The organism is Pseudomonas pergaminensis (genome assembly GCF_024112395.2).
In the GTDB taxonomy this organism is placed as follows: Bacteria; Pseudomonadota; Gammaproteobacteria; order Pseudomonadales; family Pseudomonadaceae; genus Aquipseudomonas; species Aquipseudomonas pergaminensis.
Genome location: NZ_CP078013.2, coordinates 4983685 through 5002922, shown reverse-complemented (window position 1 = coordinate 5002922; position 19238 = coordinate 4983685). Strand labels below are relative to the sequence as shown.

At 60.2% G+C, this 19238-nt stretch carries 17 protein-coding genes; 9 read left to right on the top strand and 8 right to left on the bottom strand.

Going from position 1 to position 19238, the window contains the following annotated elements; translation table 11 throughout:
- Genes KUA23_RS22620 through KUA23_RS22605 form a run of 4 tightly spaced genes read right to left on the bottom strand, consistent with a single transcriptional unit; the run spans window position 1 to window position 4743 of the window.
- Window positions 1-993: a serine O-acetyltransferase gene (locus KUA23_RS22620; RefSeq protein WP_078049754.1), complete on the bottom strand. Its 993-nt coding sequence runs from the start codon at window positions 991-993 to the stop codon at window positions 1-3.
- A 37-nt stretch (window positions 994-1030) separates the two neighbouring features.
- Window positions 1031-1945, bottom strand: a complete 915-nt coding sequence (locus KUA23_RS22615) for a PLP-dependent cysteine synthase family protein (RefSeq protein ID WP_252992874.1) — start codon at window positions 1943-1945, stop codon at window positions 1031-1033.
- Window positions 1946-1960: 15 nt separating this feature from the next.
- Entirely contained in the window at window positions 1961-3823 is a 1863-nt protein-coding gene (gene moeB / locus KUA23_RS22610) for a molybdopterin-synthase adenylyltransferase MoeB (protein WP_252992873.1), read from the bottom strand.
- A 26-nt stretch (window positions 3824-3849) separates the two neighbouring features.
- Entirely contained in the window at window positions 3850-4743 is an 894-nt protein-coding gene (locus KUA23_RS22605; RefSeq protein ID WP_161634125.1) for a DMT family transporter, read from the bottom strand.
- A 160-nt stretch (window positions 4744-4903) separates the two neighbouring features.
- Between KUA23_RS22605 and KUA23_RS22600 the strand changes: the two genes are divergently transcribed.
- Window positions 4904-6328 carry an aminotransferase-like domain-containing protein gene (locus KUA23_RS22600; protein ID WP_078049751.1) on the top strand — a complete coding sequence of 475 codons (1425 nt, stop codon included), beginning with the start codon at window positions 4904-4906 and terminating at the stop codon, window positions 6326-6328.
- A gap of 75 nt (window positions 6329-6403) precedes the next feature.
- Here KUA23_RS22600 and ppsR read toward each other — a convergent pair whose 3' ends face one another.
- Window positions 6404-7222, bottom strand: a complete 819-nt coding sequence (gene ppsR / locus KUA23_RS22595) for a posphoenolpyruvate synthetase regulatory kinase/phosphorylase PpsR (RefSeq protein WP_003193298.1) — start codon at window positions 7220-7222, stop codon at window positions 6404-6406.
- A 178-nt stretch (window positions 7223-7400) separates the two neighbouring features.
- On the opposite strand from ppsR, the gene ppsA reads away from it, so the two are divergent.
- The 8 genes from ppsA to KUA23_RS22555 all read left to right on the top strand — a co-directional run bounded on the left by ppsA (window position 7401) and on the right by KUA23_RS22555 (window position 15497).
- Window positions 7401-9776: a phosphoenolpyruvate synthase gene (ppsA, locus tag KUA23_RS22590; RefSeq protein ID WP_078049750.1), complete on the top strand. Its 2376-nt coding sequence runs from the start codon at window positions 7401-7403 to the stop codon at window positions 9774-9776.
- A 106-nt stretch (window positions 9777-9882) separates the two neighbouring features.
- Window positions 9883-10872 carry an alpha/beta fold hydrolase gene (locus KUA23_RS22585; protein ID WP_252992872.1) on the top strand — a complete coding sequence of 330 codons (990 nt, stop codon included), beginning with the start codon at window positions 9883-9885 and terminating at the stop codon, window positions 10870-10872.
- Window positions 10873-11060: 188 nt separating this feature from the next.
- On the top strand, window positions 11061-11552 hold the full coding sequence (gene rraA, locus KUA23_RS22580) for a ribonuclease E activity regulator RraA (protein ID WP_010208490.1): 492 nt from the start codon (window positions 11061-11063) through the stop codon (window positions 11550-11552).
- A gap of 24 nt (window positions 11553-11576) precedes the next feature.
- Complete coding sequence (locus KUA23_RS22575) at window positions 11577-12572, top strand: zinc transporter ZntB (RefSeq protein WP_078049748.1); 996 nt, start codon at window positions 11577-11579, stop codon at window positions 12570-12572.
- 86 nt (window positions 12573-12658) lie between these two features.
- Window positions 12659-12904, top strand: coding sequence for a hypothetical protein (locus KUA23_RS22570; protein ID WP_025854229.1), 246 nt, complete (start codon window positions 12659-12661; stop codon window positions 12902-12904).
- 2 nt (window positions 12905-12906) lie between these two features.
- Window positions 12907-13731, top strand: a complete 825-nt coding sequence (locus KUA23_RS22565) for a mechanosensitive ion channel family protein (protein ID WP_003175519.1) — start codon at window positions 12907-12909, stop codon at window positions 13729-13731.
- 87 nt (window positions 13732-13818) lie between these two features.
- Window positions 13819-14409, top strand: coding sequence for an RNA polymerase sigma factor SigX (gene sigX / locus KUA23_RS22560; RefSeq protein ID WP_010208495.1), 591 nt, complete (start codon window positions 13819-13821; stop codon window positions 14407-14409).
- A gap of 107 nt (window positions 14410-14516) precedes the next feature.
- Entirely contained in the window at window positions 14517-15497 is a 981-nt protein-coding gene (locus KUA23_RS22555; RefSeq protein ID WP_010208496.1) for an OmpA family protein, read from the top strand.
- Window positions 15498-15557: 60 nt separating this feature from the next.
- Here KUA23_RS22555 and cobA read toward each other — a convergent pair whose 3' ends face one another.
- Genes cobA through KUA23_RS22540 form a run of 3 tightly spaced genes read right to left on the bottom strand, consistent with a single transcriptional unit; the run spans window position 15558 to window position 19206 of the window.
- Window positions 15558-16298, bottom strand: a complete 741-nt coding sequence (cobA, locus tag KUA23_RS22550; protein ID WP_078049747.1) for a uroporphyrinogen-III C-methyltransferase — start codon at window positions 16296-16298, stop codon at window positions 15558-15560.
- Between the two features lie 26 nt (window positions 16299-16324).
- Entirely contained in the window at window positions 16325-17995 is a 1671-nt protein-coding gene (locus KUA23_RS22545; RefSeq protein ID WP_252992871.1) for a bifunctional protein-serine/threonine kinase/phosphatase, read from the bottom strand.
- On the bottom strand, window positions 17995-19206 hold the full coding sequence (locus KUA23_RS22540; protein WP_034108223.1) for a nitrate/nitrite transporter: 1212 nt from the start codon (window positions 19204-19206) through the stop codon (window positions 17995-17997). The genes KUA23_RS22545 and KUA23_RS22540 overlap by 1 nt, the downstream gene beginning before the upstream one ends.
- Between the last annotated feature and the right edge of the window lie 32 nt (window positions 19207-19238).

Genomic DNA, 19238 nt, shown 5'->3' with positions numbered 1-19238 from the left:
TCAACCTCCGACAATCAGTGGGCTGGCTTGCAACAGGGAACGCACCATCGCACTCAAGCCAGGGGGGGAAAGCAATGTGATTTCAAACTCCGGGCCGCACACCTTCAGGTTCAGTGGCAGGCGCGGCAGGTGGTCGCCCGACTCGACACGGTGCAGGCGAAATTGCAGGTGGTGACGTTCCTTCACGGTGGGCTCCAGCATCAGCCCGGGCAGGGGGTAGAAGTCGGCATCCAGTACCGTGACCTTGTGGCTGGTATTGACCTCGCCGACCACGTGCAGACGCTCATCCAATGCGAAGGCGCCGAGGTAGTTACTGTGGTCCGACTCGTCATTTTTTTGCAGCTGGATCTGGTTCACCACCTTCACTTTGGTGCCGGCAGGTACATCCTGGGTGATCACGCAGGATGGGCTGATGAACACGTTGTCGCCGATCAACACATAGCCAAGCACGCGGGCACCGGAACCGACCTCGACGTTATTGCCCAGGCGCGGGTGACGCTTGCCGTCAGGGTTGTTGGCGATGCCACGGGCGCCCAGGGTTACGCCGCAGAGGATGTAGCAGTCGTTGCCGATCTCGCAGGTTTCGCCGATCACCGTACCGTAGCCGTGGTCCAGCACGAAGCGCCGACCGATACGCGCCGCCGGGTGGATCTCGGCCCCTGAAAGCACCTTGCCCTGGTTGCTCAGCTTGAGGGCGATGCGCGAGAACGTCCCGTTGGTCTGGTCGGGGAAGTTCCACACCAGATGCGCCAGCCGGTAATACAGCACCGCCTTGAATGAGGCGTAGGAGTCCAGGATCAGCTCGCCGCGCCCGCGTGATGCCGGGTCGCGATAGGCGTAGGCGATCAGGTCCTCGGCCACCGCTTGTGCGGCATTCTGGATCAGCGGCGCCAGGTGCGGCTCCAACTGCTTCATCTGCACAGGTGTGAGGGTCTTGATGAGGTGAGTGAGCAACTCATCGTGCAATTGTTGCATGTCGATAAAGCCACCCATGAAGGCACCCCCGTAATGTGGTTGGTTGGAAAACCGCTTATTCGAAACTGGGCAGGTAGCTGTCGGCATTGTCGTAGACCATGGTCAACACCACCGTTTCGGGCGGTAGTTCCGGGGCGAGTTGGGCGATGGCCACCATGTTGGCGGCGGACGACAAGCCCAGGCTGATGGCGTCGGTGCGCATGATGCGTTTCATCATGTCGATGCAGTCCTGGCGCGAGACCTTGAGCATGCCGTCGATCACATCCAGGTTGAGGATGCTCGGGATCAAACCGATCGACAGGCCCTGGATATGATGGGGCGCGTGCTGGTCTTTCAGCAGGTCGCATTCTTCCGGTTCCACGCCCATGACGCGCAGGCCAGGCCAGGCCGCTTTCAGGGTCTCGCCGATGCCGGTGATATGCCCGCCGGTACCGATGCCGCTGACGAAGTAATCCACTCGGCGATCAGCGAAGGCACGCAGGATTTCGGGGGCTGTGGTATCGCGGTGGGTCTGCGGATTGGCGCCATTGCGCTGCTGGTTGAGCATCACGTAGCTGGGGTTTTCCAGCTGCAGTTCCATGCACTTTTCACCGTGGGAGTTGTTGCCCAGTCGGCTGTCCGACAGCACCACCCTGGCACCGTACAGGCGCAGCAGTTTCTGTTTTTCGGGGCTGTAGTTGTCGGGGATCACCAGCACCACCTTGTAGCCCAACACATTGCCCGCCATCACCAAGCCGATGCCGGTGTTGCCGCCGCTGGGCTCGATGATGGTTTGCCCGGAATCACGGATCAGCACGCCCCGGCGCTCGGCGTCGAGGATCATGCCCAAGGCGATGCGCGCCTTATGGCTGCCGCCCGGGTTGAGGGATTCGAGCTTGGCGTAGACCTCGATGCCGAGGTCTTCGGAGAACTGCGCCAGGCGCACGATCGGCGTTTGGCCGATCACCTCGAGAATGGAGTTATGCAACATCATTCAATCCTCGGCTCAATACAAAGGCATGTCGGGTTCGACGTCGCGTACCCAATGCTTCATGCCGCCTTGCAGGACTTTGGTGTTGGCGAACCCGGCCGCCAGCAAGGTACTGGCGGCTTGCTCGGCGCGGGTGCCGGCGTAGCAGATCAGGTAGTGGGTGTTGTCCCGGCTGAGGCTGTCGAGGTGGCCGTCCAGTTCGGCCAGGGGGATATGCACCACGCCCGGCAATTTGCACACTTCCAGTTCGCTGGCATCGCGCACATCCAGCAGCACATCGGCGCTGCTGTGGTGTTCCAGAACCTGCTTGAGCACCCGGGGCTTGATGTAGCGCTCTTCGGCCAGGGACGGTTGGGTGGACACGGCATCTGCGCACACGGCGGGCGCCAGGGTCTCGTTGTGGCGCGCTTCGGAGCAGCAGGGGCAATCGGCGCGGCGCTTGAAGCGGATCTCGCTGAACTTCATCGCCAGTGCATCGAAGCGCATCAAGCGGCCTGACAGCGGTTCGCCGATGCCAATCAGCAACTTGATTGCCTCGGTGGCCTGGATCATCCCGACCACACCGGGCAGCACGCCGATCACGCCACCGGCGCTGCAATTGGGCGCCAGCTCGGCGGGCGGCGCGCTCGGAAACAGGCAGCGGTAGCACGGCCCGCCTTGATAGTTGAGCACGCTGATCTGCCCGTCGAAGCGGTAGATGGCGCCGTACACCAAGGGCTTGCCGAGTTGCACGCAAGCATCGTTGACCAGGTAGCGAGTATCGAAGTTGTCGGTGCCGTCGATCACCAGGTCGTAGGCGCCTACCAGTTCCAGGGCGTTGTCGGCATTCAGCGCGGTGTCGTGGGCGTTGATCTGGATATGGCGGTTGAGGTCTTGCAGGCGCTGCTTGGCGGATTCGACTTTGGGCATGCCGAGGGTGCTGTTGCCGTGGACGATCTGGCGTTGCAGGTTGCTGCTTTCCACCACATCAAAGTCCACCAGCCCCAGGGTGCCGATACCGGCGGCGGCCAGGTACAGGCTGATCGGCGAGCCGAGGCCACCGGTGCCGATGATCAGTACCTTGGCTTTCTTGAGGTTCAACTGGCCTTCGCGACCGACGCCGGGCAGGGTGATGTGGCGTACGTAGCGCTGTACCTCTTCGTTGCTCAGTGTGTCGACATCCATGCCGCCGGAGGTGGCGAGCAAAACTTCGATTCTGGCTTTTTGCGGCAAGGGCTCGTCGGCGTCGATCAGTGCTTCCTCGGCGGTAAACAGGAAGTGTTCCTTGAGCTGGTTGTTCTTCTCGTGGAACAGGTGCGGGCGCAATTGCGGGTGGCTGCTGCAGAGGTTTTCAATGACTTCGCGCAATGTCGATCCGGTGCCCTCGAGGGTCGATTCCGGCAGCTTGGCCACGCGAACCAGAATGTCGGGGAAAGAGACAGCGTTCATGGACAACTCCGTGTGCAGGTCGTTGAAAGGGTTAAGGGCGAAATGCTTGCCATCCCAGGCAAACAGCTTGGAGCCCAGGGCCTGGCCCTGGCGAACGTCTACCACCAGGTAGCTGACGGGGTAGATCGGCTCGCCCATGAACAGCGCCTTGTCCTGGTCTTCGTCGCTGAAATAGGCACCGACATCCGGGTGGGAGTGGTAGATCACCACCACCGGGTTGTCGCTGCGAAACGCCTTGTTCATCAGCAGGGTGTCGGCCACCGAGAACGTGTAGCCGTTGGCCGCGCTGCGCGGGTACATCTCGGGGTTCTTGCGGTGCAGTTCATTCTGGATATTGCTGCCCAGGTACACGCTGCCGTCGGCGAAGATAAAACCGCAGCATTCCTCGGGGTAGCTGCGGCTGGCGTGGGCGTAGATCTGTTCCAGGGCGGAGGGGCGGAGGACGTCCATGTGGCTCTCGCGTTGTTGTAAAGAGGTCAATTTTTCTTGGCCAGGAGTTTTTCAACCGGCAACTTGGTGATCGCAAAGCCGGCCAGCAGGATGGCCGAGTACAGCATCAGGTCGCGGGAAATCGATACGCCTTCGTACCAGGCGCCAATGATCACGGCGAACACCGGGAAGATGATGAACACGAATGACAGGATGATCGGGCTCAAACGCTTGAGCAGCATGAAATACACGATGAACCCGCCCACTGAGGCCACCAGCCCCAGGTAGAACAGTGCGCCCCAGGAGCGCAGGGTGATGGCGTCGAAGGTCGGCGCTTCAAACCACAGCCCGGCGACGAACAGCATCAGCCCGGCAATGCCGATGGGCAGGGTGTTGTAGGTGATCACACTGATGGCGCTGCCTTTCTGCTTGGTAATGACATAGCACAAGGCATGCATGATCGCGGCGGTCAGAATCGCCAGCACCCCGAAGAACTCGGCGTGGTCCAGGTGCAGGCCCTGGCTCTTGATGATCATGTAGAGGCTGCCGAAGCCGATACCGATGCCAACCACTTGGGAAAAGTAGATGCGTTCGCGCAGGAACAGCGCGGAGAAAATCAGGATGAATACCGGCATACAGCTGAACAGCAGCGCGGTCAGGCCGGACGAGACATGCATCTCGCCATAGTTGAGCAGGTAGTAGGGCACGCTGAAGTAGGAGAGGGTGACGAACACGAAGAACCAGCGGCTCTCGCGGGGAAACAGGATCGGCTCGCGGCGTACCATGGCAAAACACAGGAACAGCGGGAAGGCGATGAGAAAGCGTAGGCCGGCGGACGTCAATGGCGGCACGCTCTCCACGGCAATCTTGATCCCCAGCCACGTGGTGCCCCAACTCAGGCACACGATCAGGAACATCACACTGGTGATCAGCCCGGCCAGCCACTGTTTTTGGGATTTTGTCTTGGCGGTATTTTCGAGAACGGCGGATATTGGCATCGTTTATTGCTTCCCTGAGCCGGAATTGAACTCTATATTGAGCTTGTAATGAGTTGTAAAATTCGGCGATTGAACCCGTAAAAGCACACTATTAGGGCGAAAGATGGCTGTCAAAACAAATATTGACATGGTGTCAATTATGCGTGAGGGGTTGTCCAACGGGCAGGGCGTGAAGTACAAGCGCCTGTCCGATGTCATGGAACGGGGCATCCTCGAAGGCTTGATTGAACCGGGAAGAAAACTGCCGCCTCATCGGGTGCTTTCCGACAACCTGGGTGTGACGATTGGCACCATCAGTCGAGCCTACGGCGAACTGGAACGCCTGGGGTTGGTTGTGGCGCGGGTCGGTGACGGCACTTTCGTGCGCAAGCGTGGGATGGAGCGCCAGCGCGATGAAGGGTTTCGCAACTTCAGCGAAGAGCCGCGCCAGTACTTCGACATGAGCCGAAACATGCACATCCCGGGGCAGGAGACGGTATTCCTGGCCCAGAGCTTCCAAACCCTGTCGACCAACGCCAAGTTCCTCCAGGACATCAGTGCCTACACTCCGGACGCCGGTCTGCCGCGCTACCGTGAAGCGGGCGCGCAATGGCTGGTGCAGCGCGATTTTCATCCGATTCCCGAGCAGGTCATCTGCGTCAATGGCGGCCAGCATGGCTTGCTGTGCGCGATGATGGCGCTGTTACGGGCGGGCGATACGGTGGTCACTGAGCAACTGACTTACCCTGGCCTGATAACGGCCGCGCGCATGTTGGGCATCCGCCTGATCGGCCTGGAGATGGACGAGGAGGGCGTGCTGCCGAGCGCGCTGGACGAAGTCTGTCGTAATCACCGAATTTCAGCGCTGTACTGCACGCCGACCATCCAGAACCCCACTACCGCCGTGCTCTCGGTGGCGCGTCGCGAAGCGCTGGCCAAAGTGTGTCGCGAACACAATCTGCTGATTCTTGAGGATGAAGCTCACGGTGTATTGGTGGAAGACCGGCCGCCGCCCCTCAGCCATTTCGCCCCTGAGCGTACGATTCTGATCAGCAGCCTGAGCAAGGCGGTGTCCGCCGGGCTGCGCGTGGGCTATGTGCATGCGCCGCCGGCGTTGGTCAGCCGTATTTCGGCGGCCCTGCGTTCGACCTGCTGGATGGCCACGCCCGTCACCCTTGAGCTGGCCACCCAGTGGATCGAAAACGGCACGGCGGAATACCTGCTGCGCCAGCAGATCAATGAGATCAGTCGACGCAAGGCCCTGGTGCGCGACCTGCTGACAGGGTTGGAGTACCGCACCCATCTCAATAGTCCGCATTTCTGGATTGAAGTGCCGGAGCCGTGGCGTGCGTCGGAAATCGAGGCGGAGCTCAAGCAGAATAATTACCTGATCGCCACCGCTGAAGCCTTTGCCGTGGGGCAGACGGCAGTGCCGCAGTTTATTCGGGCGAGCATCTGCAACACCTCGGGGGATGATCAGTTGTTGCGGGCGGGGTTTGATGCGCTGGCGACGGCGTTGGGGCAGGGGGGAGGGAGGTTTCAGTTGTAGGCCTTGATCCTTGTGGTGAGCGGGCTTGCCCCGCGCGAGGCAAGCTCGCTCACCACAAAGTAATAGGCGACAACATTATTTGAAGCGCCGCTCCACGCCTTTCTCCACCAAAATCTTCGCCGAAATCTCCTCCACCGAAAAATGCGTGGAATTGATGTGCGCAATATTCTCGCGACGGAACAGATTTTCTACCTCACGCACTTCGAACTCGCACTGGGCATAGCTCGAATAGCGGCTGTTGGGCTTGCGCTCATTGCGGATCGCCGTCAGCCGGTCCGGATCGATGGTCAGGCCGAACAACTTGTGCGAATGCGCGCGCAGGGCGGCCGGGAGCGTCAGGTGCTCCATGTCGTCCTCGGTCAACGGGTAGTTGGCGGCGCGGATACCGAATTGCATGGCCATGTACAGGCAGGTGGGCGTTTTGCCGCAGCGCGATACGCCGACCAGGATCAAGTCGGCCTTGTCGTAGTAGTGGGTGCGGGCGCCGTCGTCGTTGTCGAGGGCAAAGTTCACCGCCTCGATACGCTCCATATAATTGGAGTTATGCCCGATGGAATGGGACTTTCCGACCGAATAAGACGAGTGTTCACTCAACTCCTGCTCGAGCGGCGCCAGGAAGGTCGAGAAAATGTCGATCATGAAACCATTCGACGTTGCGAGAATCTCACGGATGTCTTGATTGACGATGGTGTCGAAAATGATCGGTCGAAAACCGTCTTTTTCAGCCGCCAGATTGATTTGTTGTACCATGGCCCGCGCTTTATCCACGCTGTCGATATAGGGCCGCGTGAATTTGGCGAAGGTAATGTTTTCGAACTGCGCGAGCAGGCTTTGACCCAGTGTTTCGGCTGTGATGCCGGTGCCGTCGGAGATAAAGAAAGCAGATCGTTTCATTTGAGCCCTGGGCCTTAAGCTGATGGCGAATCTTGGATATGATAGGCGCGATTTTGCCGTCCCGCAGTGGGCCGCATTCTCACTTATTTTCCAGGTCCAGGCCACAAGCGCTGGCGAACGCTCCTACTGAGCAGCCGGCGTCCTGAGCTTTTCCAACACAGAAAGTGGAGAGATCACCTTGGTAGAGTACGTAGTTTCCCTCGATAAGCTCGGCGTCCATGATGTAGAGCACGTGGGGGGCAAGAACGCATCCCTCGGCGAGATGATCAGTAATCTTGCAGGCGCTGGTGTGTCGGTGCCCGGTGGTTTCGCCACCACGGCCCAGGCTTACCGCGATTTCCTCGAACTGAGCGGCCTCAACGCTCAGATCCACGCCGCGCTGGACGCCCTGGACGTCGATGACGTCAATGCCCTGGCCAAGACCGGTGCCCAGATCCGCCAATGGATCATGGAGGCCGAGTTCCCCGAGAAGCTCAACGAAGAAATCCGTACCGCCTTCGCCACCCTGTCGGCTGGCAATCCGGACATGGCCGTTGCCGTGCGCTCTTCGGCCACTGCCGAAGACTTGCCGGATGCCTCCTTCGCCGGCCAGCAAGAAACCTTCCTGAACATCCGCGGCGTGGAAAACGTGATCCGCGCGGCCAAGGAAGTGTTTGCCTCGCTGTTTAACGACCGTGCGATTTCCTACCGTGTGCACCAGGGTTTCGACCACAAGCTGGTGGCCCTGTCTGCCGGCGTGCAGCGCATGGTGCGTTCGGAAACCGGCACCGCCGGCGTGATGTTCACCCTCGATACCGAATCGGGCTTCCGTGACGTGGTGTTTATCACCGGCGCCTACGGCCTGGGTGAAACCGTCGTACAAGGTGCGGTCAACCCCGACGAATTCTACGTGCACAAGCACACCCTTGAAGCCGGTCGCCCGGCCATTTTGCGCCGCAACCTAGGCAGCAAGGCTATCAAGATGATCTACGGCGACGAGGCCAAGGCCGGTCGCTCGGTTAAAACCGTTGAAGTCGACAAGGCCGAGCGCGCGCGTTTCTGCCTGACCGACGCCGAAGTCAGCGAGTTGGCCAAGCAAGCGATGATCATCGAAAAGCACTACAAGTGCCCGATGGACATCGAATGGGCCAAGGACGGTGACGACGGCAAGCTCTACATCGTGCAGGCCCGTCCGGAAACCGTGAAGAGCCGTACTTCGGCCAACGTCATGGAACGCTACCTGCTGAAAGAAACCGGTACTGTGCTGGTGGAAGGCCGTGCCATTGGCCAGCGCATCGGCGCAGGCAAGGTGCGGATCATCAAGGACGTGTCCGAAATGGACAAAGTCCAGCCAGGCGACGTTCTGGTCTCCGACATGACCGACCCGGACTGGGAACCGGTGATGAAACGCGCCAGCGCCATCGTCACCAACCGTGGCGGGCGTACCTGCCACGCGGCGATCATCGCCCGTGAGCTGGGCATCCCTGCAGTCGTGGGCTGCGGCAACGCGACCCAGCTGTTGAAAGACGGCCAAGGCGTCACTGTTTCCTGCGCCGAAGGCGACACCGGCTTCATCTTTGAAGGCGAGCTGGGCTTCGACATCAAGCAGAACTCCATCGATGCCATGCCGGACCTGCCGTTCAAGATCATGATGAACGTCGGCAACCCGGACCGTGCCTTCGACTTCGCGCAGTTGCCGAATGCCGGTGTGGGCCTGGCCCGCCTGGAGTTCATCATCAACCGCATGATCGGCGTGCACCCCAAGGCCCTGTTGAACTACGACGGCCTGCCGCTGGACATCAAGGAAAGCGTCGACAAGCGTATCGCCGGCTACAACGACCCGGTGGGCTTCTACGTCGAGAAGCTGGTGGAAGGCATCAGCACCCTGGCGGCGGCGTTCTACCCGAAAAAGGTCATCGTGCGCCTGTCGGACTTCAAGTCCAACGAATACGCCAACCTGATCGGCGGCAAGCTCTACGAGCCGGAAGAAGAAAACCCGATGCTGGGCTTCCGTGGCGCCTCGCGTTACATCAGCGAAGCGTTCCGTGACTGCTTCGAACTCGAATGCCGCGCCCTCAAACGCGTGCGCAACGAGATGGGCCTGACCAACGTCGAGATCATGGTGCCGTTCGTGCGCACCCTGGGCGAGGCAAGCCAAGTGGTCGACCTGCTGGCTGAAAACGGCCTGTCCCGTGGCGACAACGGCCTGCGCGTCATCATGATGTGCGAACTGCCGTCCAACGCCATCCTCGCGGAAGAGTTCCTGGAATTCTTCGACGGTTTCTCCATCGGCTCCAACGACCTGACCCAGCTCACCCTGGGCCTGGACCGCGACTCCGGGATCATCGCGCACCTGTTCGATGAGCGTAACCCAGCGGTCAAGAAGCTGCTGGCCAACGCCATCCAGGCCTGTAACAAGGCCGGCAAGTACATCGGTATCTGCGGCCAAGGCCCTTCCGACCACCCAGACCTGGCCAAATGGCTGATGGAACAGGGCATCGAAAGCGTCTCGCTGAACCCCGATTCCGTGCTGGAAACCTGGTTCTTCCTGGCGGAAGGCCAAGCGTCCGCCTAAGATCGTCACGTCAAAAGTGCCGGTCACCTGTCGAGGGTGACCGGCATTCTTATCTGTGCAGGGCGGAACTCCTTCCGGACGCCGCCCTTTTTTGTGCAAGAGCATTATGCAAAGCAGCAGCAACCTGTTTCCCGTCGCCCTGATCAGCGCTGAACGTCGTGGCGACCTGAGTGAAGACGTGTACCGCCTCAAGCCCGGTAACAGCCCTGACGGCACCGTCGAACTGGCCGTTACCCGCTTGGGCCTGGCCGATGTCCCGGAAAACCGGGGCATACCGGTCATTTTGTTGCACGGCAGTTTTTCCAATCGGCGCTTCTGGTATTCGCCCAAAGGGATCGGCCTGGGTGCCTACCTGGCGCGCCAGGGGTTTGATGTGTGGATCCCGGAAATGCGTGGCCATGGGTTGTCCAAGCGCAATCACGACTACACCCGCAATCGTGTCGCCGACTATGCGCGCTACGACTTGCCGGCCATTGGCGCATTTGTGCGTGAGCAAAGCGCGCAGATTCCCCACTGGATCGGCCATTCCCTGGGCGGCACGACCCTGGCTGCGGCACTGGGCGGGCAGCACCTTGGCGCGCCTGCAGTGGCGTCGGTGGCCCTGTTTGGCTGCCAGGTCAGTCGCACCCACTGGCCGTTGAAAGTACCGCCGGTGGAATGGACGGGCCGCTTGCTCCTGAGGCGCTTCGGCGAATTATCCGGCTCGCGGTTCAAGCGTGGCCCGGAAGACGAGCCTGCGGGCGTGTTGATCGAAGCCATGCGCTGGAATGGCCTGTTTGGCCGTTTTGGCGAAGGGAAAAACGACTGGTGGGAAGGCCTGGCAAGCGTTGATGTGCCGTTGTTGGCGGTCAGTGCTGCCGGCGACCATCAGGACCCCGATTGGGCGTGTCGCAAGCTGTTCGAGCAGGTCGGTTCCGAGCACCGTCAATACCTGTGCCTCGGCCGCCAGCAAGGTTTTACCGAGGATTTCGGGCACGTTGAAATGCTCGTCAGCAAAGCCGCCCAGGCCGAAGTGTGGCCGCTGGTGGCGCAATGGCTGAAAGACCCGCTCACACCGCTGTTCGGCGCACAGGCCGAGGTGTTGGCCACGGTTTGAGGCAGTGCTCTGCCAAGGGCGTTTCACTCGTGTGTGGTTGCGGCTAAGATATGACGCGTTAAACGCTTCTGGTCATATTCAGTCGCGCAGTGGCTATTGCGTTGCGGCGAAGCGGATGGGATGTTTCGCACCTGCCTGGGCTGGCGCTTCTTTCGAAAGACACTTCTTTGACAGAAAGGAATTTTTCAATGAACCATTACGTGACCCCCGACCTGTGCGACGCCTACCCGGACCTGGTGCAGGTGCTCGAACCGATGTTCAGCAACTTCGGCGGCCGAGACTCCTTCGGCGGTGAGATTGTCACCATCAAATGCTTCGAAGATAACTCGCTGGTCAAGGAACAGGCCGACCAGCCTGGCGCTGGCAAGGTGCTGGTGGTCGACGGTGGGGGTTCCCTGCGCCGCGCGTTGCTGGGCGACATGATCGCCGAGAAAGCCGCGAAAAACGGCTGGGAAGGGCTGGTGATCTACGGCTGCATTCGTGATGTGGACGTCATCGCCCAGACCGACCTTGGCGTGCAGGCCTTGGCCAGTCACCCGATGAAGACCGACAAGCGTGGAATCGGCGATCTGAACGTAGTGGTCACGTTTGCAGGCGTGACGTTCCGCCCGGGTGAGTACATCTACGCCGACAATAACGGCGTGATTGTGTCGCCCAGCCCGCTGAAAATGCCTGAATAAACTGCTGTAACCGACGGGGTGAGGATGTTCGAGGAAGAAAACGCGCAATGGGGGCTGGTGCATGCCCTGGTGCTGGACGGTAAAGGCGGTGCGCGTTCGATTGCCCGGACAGAGCTCGACGACTTGCAACTGCAGCCCCAGGAAAGCCTGTGGCTGCACTGGGATCGCAGCCACCCGCAGACCCAGACCTGGCTGCGCAAATCCAGCGGCTTGAGCGAATTCGCCTGTGACCTGCTGCTGGAGGAAAACACCCGCCCGCGCCTGTTGCCACTGCCGGACGCGGAATTGCTGTTGTTCCTGCGCGGCGTCAACCTCAACCCGGGGGCTGAGCCGGAAGACATGGTGTCCGTGCGTATCTTCGCCGCAGCAAGCCGGGTGATTTCCCTGCGCCTGCGTCCGTTGCGCGCCACCGATGAATTGCTGGTACAGCTGGCGGATGGCAAGGGGCCGAAGACCGCCTCCGAACTCATCCTTTATATGGCTCAGTACCTGACCAATAAAGTGCAGGATCTGGTCAGTGACCTGTCTGAAATCGTCGATACAGAGGAAGAAAAACTCGATACCGACGAACGGTATACTCCGGAACATGGCAGCGTCTTGCAGATCCGTCGGCGAGCGGCCGGGCTGAAACGTTTCCTCGCCCCGCAGCGGGATATTTTTGCCCAGCTTACGCGGATCAAACTGCCGTGGTTCTGTGATGACGATGCCGACTATTGGAACGAATTGAACAACAGCCTGACCCGCTATTTGGAAGAGCTCGAATTGACTCGAGAGCGCGTGGGGCTTGTGCTTGAGGCCGAAGACCGGCGCTTGAGCGTGCGCATGAACCGCACCATGTACCGCTTCGGGATCATCACCGGGATCTTCCTGCCGATGAGTTTTCTCACCGGCCTGCTGGGTATCAATGTGGGTGGGATTCCGTTCTCTGCCAGCCCTTATGGATTCATGATTGCCTGCCTGTTGATGGTCTCGGTGGCGCTGGGACAATGGTGGCTTTTTCGACGATTGCGCTGGGTTTGACCTGAATATGACCTGAACGTAGGAAAGGTCTTATGTGACCCCAAGAAATTTACCCTCGTCTTTTAAATCACTTGCGAGAGGTCTTTATGCACGATCCGTTCGAACAGTCTTTGCGTGACATGCTCAATGCCTCGCCGTCCAACCGCGACGACGATGCCTGCCTGGGCCGCGTGTTGAAAACCGCCAACCGCCAGGTCGGTGCGGGAGACCTGTTCGGTCTGCTCGGCCGCTGGGTACCGGCGCTGATGATGGCCCTGAACAACGGTTCGGCCCATGTATCGCCCGTTTCCCGTCGTAAACCTCTTGCTCGCACTGCTGATAAGGCTGATTGAATATGGAACTTGATCTCTGGACCCAGAGCCTGGTCACTGCGATGACCGCATTGTGGACCAAGGTGGCGAATTTCATTCCCAACCTGTTTGGTGCCCTGGTACTGGTGTTGCTGGGCTTTGTCGTGGCCAAGCTGCTCGACACCCTGCTGTCCAAATTGCTCGCAAAACTGGGCCTCGATCGTCTGATGGCAGGCACCGGCCTGACCAAGCTGCTGGGGCGTGCAGGCCTGCAAGTACCGATCTCGACATTGATCGGCAAGATCGTTTATTGGTTTGTTTTGCTGATTTTTCTGGTTTCTGCGGCTCAATCCCTTGGACTTGAGCGAGTTTCAGCTACGCTCGACATGCTGGCGCTGTATTTGCCGAAGGTTTTCGGCGGCGCGCTGGTACTGCTGGTAGGCGTTTTGCTGGCGCAACTGGCCAATGGGCTGGTACGCGGCGCCGCCGAAGGCGTGGGGCTGGACTATGCTGCCGGCCTGGGACGAATTGCCCAGGGCCTGGTGATCATCATTAGTATTTCGGTCGCGATCAGCCAGTTGGAGGTCAAGACTGACCTGCTCAACCATGTAATTGTGATCGTTTTGATTACCGTTGGTCTGGCCGTTGCGCTGGCCATGGGCTTGGGAAGCCGGGAAATTGCCGGTCAGATTCTTGCGGGAATCTACGTGCGTGAGTTGTATCAGGTTGGGCAACAGGTGCGTGTGGGCGAGGTCGAAGGGCAAATCGAGGAGATCGGTACCGTCAAGACGACGGTGCTGACCGATGACGGCGACCTGGTGTCGCTGTCCAATCGGATTCTCCTGGAGCAGCAGGTCAGTAGCCGCTAAACCGGCAAACCCTGCTAATGTACGCCGCCGCTGGCCCGGCTGACCGGGTTGTGGCGGACATTGACCTGACTGTCGGCACGACTTGTTTTGAATAAAGCCCAAACGCTGTCCACGCGCTATGACCCCCGTGAGCTCTCTGATGAGGAGTTGGTCGCGCGCTCGCACACGGAGCTGTTTCACGTAACACGCGCGTACGAAGAATTGATGCGCAGATATCAACGCACTTTGTTCAACGTTTGTTCAAGGTATTTAGGGAACGATAGAGATGCGGATGATGTCTGTCAGGAAGTGATGCTCAAGGTGCTGTACGGCCTGAAGAACTTCGAGGGCAAATCGAAGTTCAAGACGTGGCTGTACAGCATCACGTACAACGAGTGCATCACGCAGTATCGGAAGGAACGGCGAAAGCGTCGCTTGATGGACGCATTGAGTCTTGACCCCCTTGAGGAGGCGTCTGAAGAAAAGGCGCCGGCACCCGAGGAGAAGGGCGGACTTGATCGCTGGTTGGTGTATGTGAACCCGATTGACCGGGAAATTCTGGTGCTACGATTTGTCGCAGAGCTGGAATTTCAGGAAATCGCTGACATCATGCACATGGGTTTGAGTGCTACAAAAATGCGTTACAAACGTGCTCTTGATAAATTACGTGAGAAATTTGCGGGCGAGACTGAAACTTAGTGCGTGGCAAATATCTCTTACGTGTAGGCAAGTTCTGTTAGACTTGTCGCCGAGTTGTCCCCCGGTTTGTGGGACTGCTTTACAATCACCAGATGGGGATTTAACGGATGAAACTGAAAAACACCTTGGGCTTGGCCATTGGTTCTCTTATTGCCGCTACTTCTTTCGGCGTTCTGGCACAAGGCCAAGGCGCAGTTGAAGGCGAGCTGTTCTACAAGAAGCAGTACAACGATAGCGTCAAGCACATCGAAGACGGCTTCAATCCTGGCGCTCGCATCGGTTACTTCCTGACCGACGACCTGTCCTTGAACCTGTCCTACGACAAGACCAACCACACCCGTTCGAACGACGGTACTGGTAACCAGAAGATCAAAGGCGATACCGGCAGCCTGGTTGCCCAGTATCACTTCGGTCAAGCTGGCGTAGACAGCCTGCGTCCATACGTAGAAGGCGGTTTCGGTCACCAGAGCCGTACCAACGTTCAGGCTGACGGCCACAGCGGTCGCGACCAGACTACCTTCGCTACCGTTGGTACTGGCGTGAAGTACTACTTCACCAACAACCTGTACGCTCGTGCCGGTGTTGAAGCTGACTACGGTCTGGACAACGGCAAGTGGGACTACTCCGCACTGGTCGGCCTGGGCGTGAACTTCGGCGGTAACGCTGGCGCAGTAGCTCCAGCTCCTACCCCAGCACCAGCTCCAGAGCCAACTCCAGAGCCAGAAGCTCCAGTTGCTCAGGTTGTTCGTGTTGAGCTGGACGTTAAGTTCGACTTCGACAAGTCGGTTGTTAAGCCTAACAGCTACGGCGACGTGAAAAACCTGGCCGACTTCATGGCTCAGTACCCAGCTACCAACGTAGAAGTTGCTGGTCACACTGACTCCGTCGGTCCAGACGCTTACAACCAGAAGCTGTCCCAGCGTCGTGCTGACGCTGTTAAGCAAGTCCTGGTTAAAGACGGCGTTGCTCCTAGCCGCATCACCGCAGTAGGTTACGGCGAATCCCGCCCAGTTGCTGACAACGCAACTGAAGCTGGTCGTGCTGTTAACCGTCGCGTAGAAGCGTCGGTAGAAGCTCAAGCTCAGTAATTACTGAGTGGTAGAAAAAAGCCCGGCTTAGGCCGGGCTTTTTTTCGCCTGGAATTTGCCTCAGGCACTGGCTGCTGCGAGGTATGCGGCCTGTTCGCTGCCGGCGACACGGCCGATCACCAGGATTGCCGGGCTCTTCAAGGCAAATGCCTGTGCATCCTCATGCATACGTGCCAGCTCGCTGCGACATTCGCGTTGCTGGGGCAGCGATGCGTTTTCGATCATCGCCACCGGCATATCTGCCGCCATCCCACCGTCCAGCAATTGCTGGCGGATCTCCTCCAGCTTCGCCACGCCCATGTACACCACCAACGTAGTCCCGCCCTCGGCCAGGGCCCGCCAATTCAGGCGGCTGTCGTCCTGGGTATGCGCCGTGACCAAGGTCACGCCACGACTCACCCCACGCAACGTCAACGGCACCGCGCAATTCGTCGCGCCCGCCAGGCCCGCCGTGATTCCGTTGACCAATTCCACCTCGACGCCCCGATCACGCAGCCACAGGGCTTCTTCACCGCCGCGCCCGAAAATGCACGGGTCACCGCCTTTGAGCCGCACCACGCATTTGCCCTGGCGCACATAGCGCAACATCAGGCGATGGATAAATGCCTGCGGGGTCGATCGGCAGCCACCGCGTTTGCCCACGGTAATCACCCGCGCTCCGACACCGTGCTCCAGCACCGCCGGGTTGACCAGGTCATCGATCAGTACCACATCGGCTTCGCGCAGGGCCCGCACGGCCTTGAGGGTCAACAGTTCCGGGTCGCCGGGGCCTGCGCCTACCAGCCAGACTTTTGCATTCATAAGGTGTTCCTCGTCCAGGGATGACGTCAGCGGTGAAAAAGTGAGTACAACAGCACCAGGTTGATCAGCATCGACAGCAGTGCCAGGGTGCGCCAGACCTTTAGGGGTTCACGCTCCAGCAAGGGCCTGGGGCGTATGCTCAGTTCCTGGCGATCCGCTTGTTCGAGCACGCGCAGCCACTCTTCGGCGGTTTCATAACGGTGGGCTGGCTGAGCAGCCACGGCACGTTCCAGGCTGAGAGGCAGCCAATCCGGCAGATCGGGGCGGTAGCGACTGGCGCTTACCGGGTGGGTAAACCGTGGCCGTTGGAAGGCTTCGATTTCGCCGTAGGGGTAATGCCCGGTCAGCAAGTAATACAGGCAGACGCCAACACTGTATAAGTCCTGCTGGGCCGTAGGGCGGTCGCCACTGAACGCCTCGGGTGCAATAAAGCTTGGCGTGCCCGGCAGCGCATGGGCGCGGTCTTCCGACAGGCCAGGACAGTACGCCAGGCCGAAGTCCAACACGCGCAGTTCGCCGTCGTCCCCCAACAGCAGGTTTTCCGGCTTGATATCGCGGTGCAGGATCTGCCGCCGATGCAGCATGCCCACCGCTCGCAGCAAACGTTCGGCTATCGATTGCCATTGCGCCAGGGGCAGGGGGCCTTGATGCTGGAACAGTTCGGCCAGGGTCTGGCCGGAATATTCCCGCATCACATAGTACAAATGCTGGCGCCCGCTGCCGGAGTGGACTTCAGGAAATGCCCGCCCGGCAACCCGGCGCAGAAACCATTCCTCCGACAGCAAGGCCTGGCCGGCTTCGCTGTCATCGTCGCGGCTCAGCGGCAGGGTTTTCAGCAGCCAGGGCTGCTGCTGGGCATCCCGCACCCGGTACAGCAATGACTGCCGGCTTTGCGCCAAGACGCTTTCCACCTGCCAGCCTTCAAAATGTTGCCCGGCTTTCAAGGGCGGTGGCAGTGGCCATTGTTGCAACTGCACCAGGGCATCGCCGAGGGTCGCCGCGCCGAGGGTATCGACGCGTACCAACAGGGCGCTGGCATTGTCCTGGCTGCCGGCCAGGTGTGCGGCGTTCACCAAGGTGTTTACCGCCCGCTCCAAGTCCGCTTGTTCGCGCAGAATCGCCCGGATGCTGTGATCACCCAACGTTGCCCACACGCCATCACTGAGCAGCAGGAAACATTCGCCTTCGCGCAGTTGGCCGTCGAGAAAATCCAGCACCAAGTGTTGATCCAGGCCAAGGGCGCGCTTGAGCACATGCTGCATGCCCGGCTGTTCCCATACGTGATCCTCCGTGAGGCGCTGCAATTCGCCATCCAGCCAGCGATAGGCCCGGCAATCGCCGACATGCGCCAGGGTAAAGCGCTGGCCGCGAAACACCAGGGCGCTCAAGGTGGTCAGCAAGGGCTGGCCGCCGCCATTGGCTTGCAACCAGCGATTCTGGGCCAGCAGCAAACGTTCCAGGGCCTGGGCCACGCCCCAGGTCTGCGGCGTGGCGTAGTAATCCAGGGCCAACGCCTGCAAGGTCGAGCGCGCCGCCAGGCCACCGTCGGCGCACTGGCTCACGCCGTCGGCGATGGCGCACAGGTAGCCTTTGCTGGCTGCCAGTTCGGCCACGGGCGTCACCACTCGCAGCGCGTCCTGGTTTTCCGCCCGTGGGCCGATGGCACTGGCGTGGGCGACGCTCAGTTGCAGGCTCATCAGACCCGTGCAGCCGTCACGGCGGCCGAGCCCCAGGTGGTCCTCCAACGGCGCTTCACGCCATGCAGGCCGAACCAGGCCAACACGCCCAGGCTGGCAAACAGCCAAAGCGCCATCTGATAACTGCCGGTGCTTTGTTTGATCGCCCCCATGCCGGCCGCCAGGGCGAAGCCGCCGATGCCGCCGGCCATGCCGATCAGGCCGGTCATCACGCCGATCTCGCGACGGAAACGCTGCGGCACCAATTGGAACACTGCGCCATTGCCGGCACCCAGGCCGAGCATGGTGCAGACGAACAAGGCCAGTGCCGCGTAGGAACTCGGCAAGTTGAAACCCACCGCCGCGATGCAGATCGCCGCCACGCTGTACATGCCCAAGAGGGTACGGATCCCGCCGAAGCGATCTGCCAGGGCGCCGCCCAACGGGCGCATCAGGCTGCCGCCGAACACACAGGCGGCGGTGTAGTAGCCGGCAGTCACCGGGCTGAGGCCGTACTGGTCATTGAAGTAACCGGGCAGGGCACTTGCCAGGCCGATAAAGCCGCCGAACGTCACACTGTAGAAAAACATGAACCACCAGCTGTCACGGTCGCCCAGGGCTTTGAAGTAGTCGGCCATGGACTTGGCTTTGGGCCGTTCAGGCGCATTGCGCGCGAGCCAGGCAAACACGATCAGGGTCAGCACCAGCGGGATCAAGGCGAAGCCGAAGACGTTGCTCCAACCAAATGCCGCAGCCAGTACCGGCGCCAGCAACGCGGCAAACACCGTACCGGAGTTGCCCGCGCCGGCAATGCCCATGGCCTTGCCCTGATGTTCGGCCGGGTACCATTGGGAGGCCAGCGGCAGTGCAACCGCAAACGATGCGCCGGCCATGCCAAGGAACACGCCCAGCAGCAAGGCTTGCTCGTAACTGTGGATTCCCAGTTTCCAGGCGCCGAACAGGGCGCAGATCACTATCACCTGGCCAATCAGGCCGGCGGTCTTGGGCGACAGCTTGTCCGCCAGCATGCCCATCAGGAAACGCAGCACGGCACCCGCGAGGATCGGCGTCGCCACCACCAGGCCGCGCTGTTGGGTGGTCAGGTGCAGGTCGGCAGCAATTTGCACCGCCAACGGGCCCAACAGGTACCAGACCATGAAGCTCAGGTCGAAATACAGGAACGCGGCAAACAGGGTCGGGGTGTGCCCGGATTTCCAGAAGCTTGATTTCATCACGCACCTCAACGGTTGGGAGTCTTGTAAGA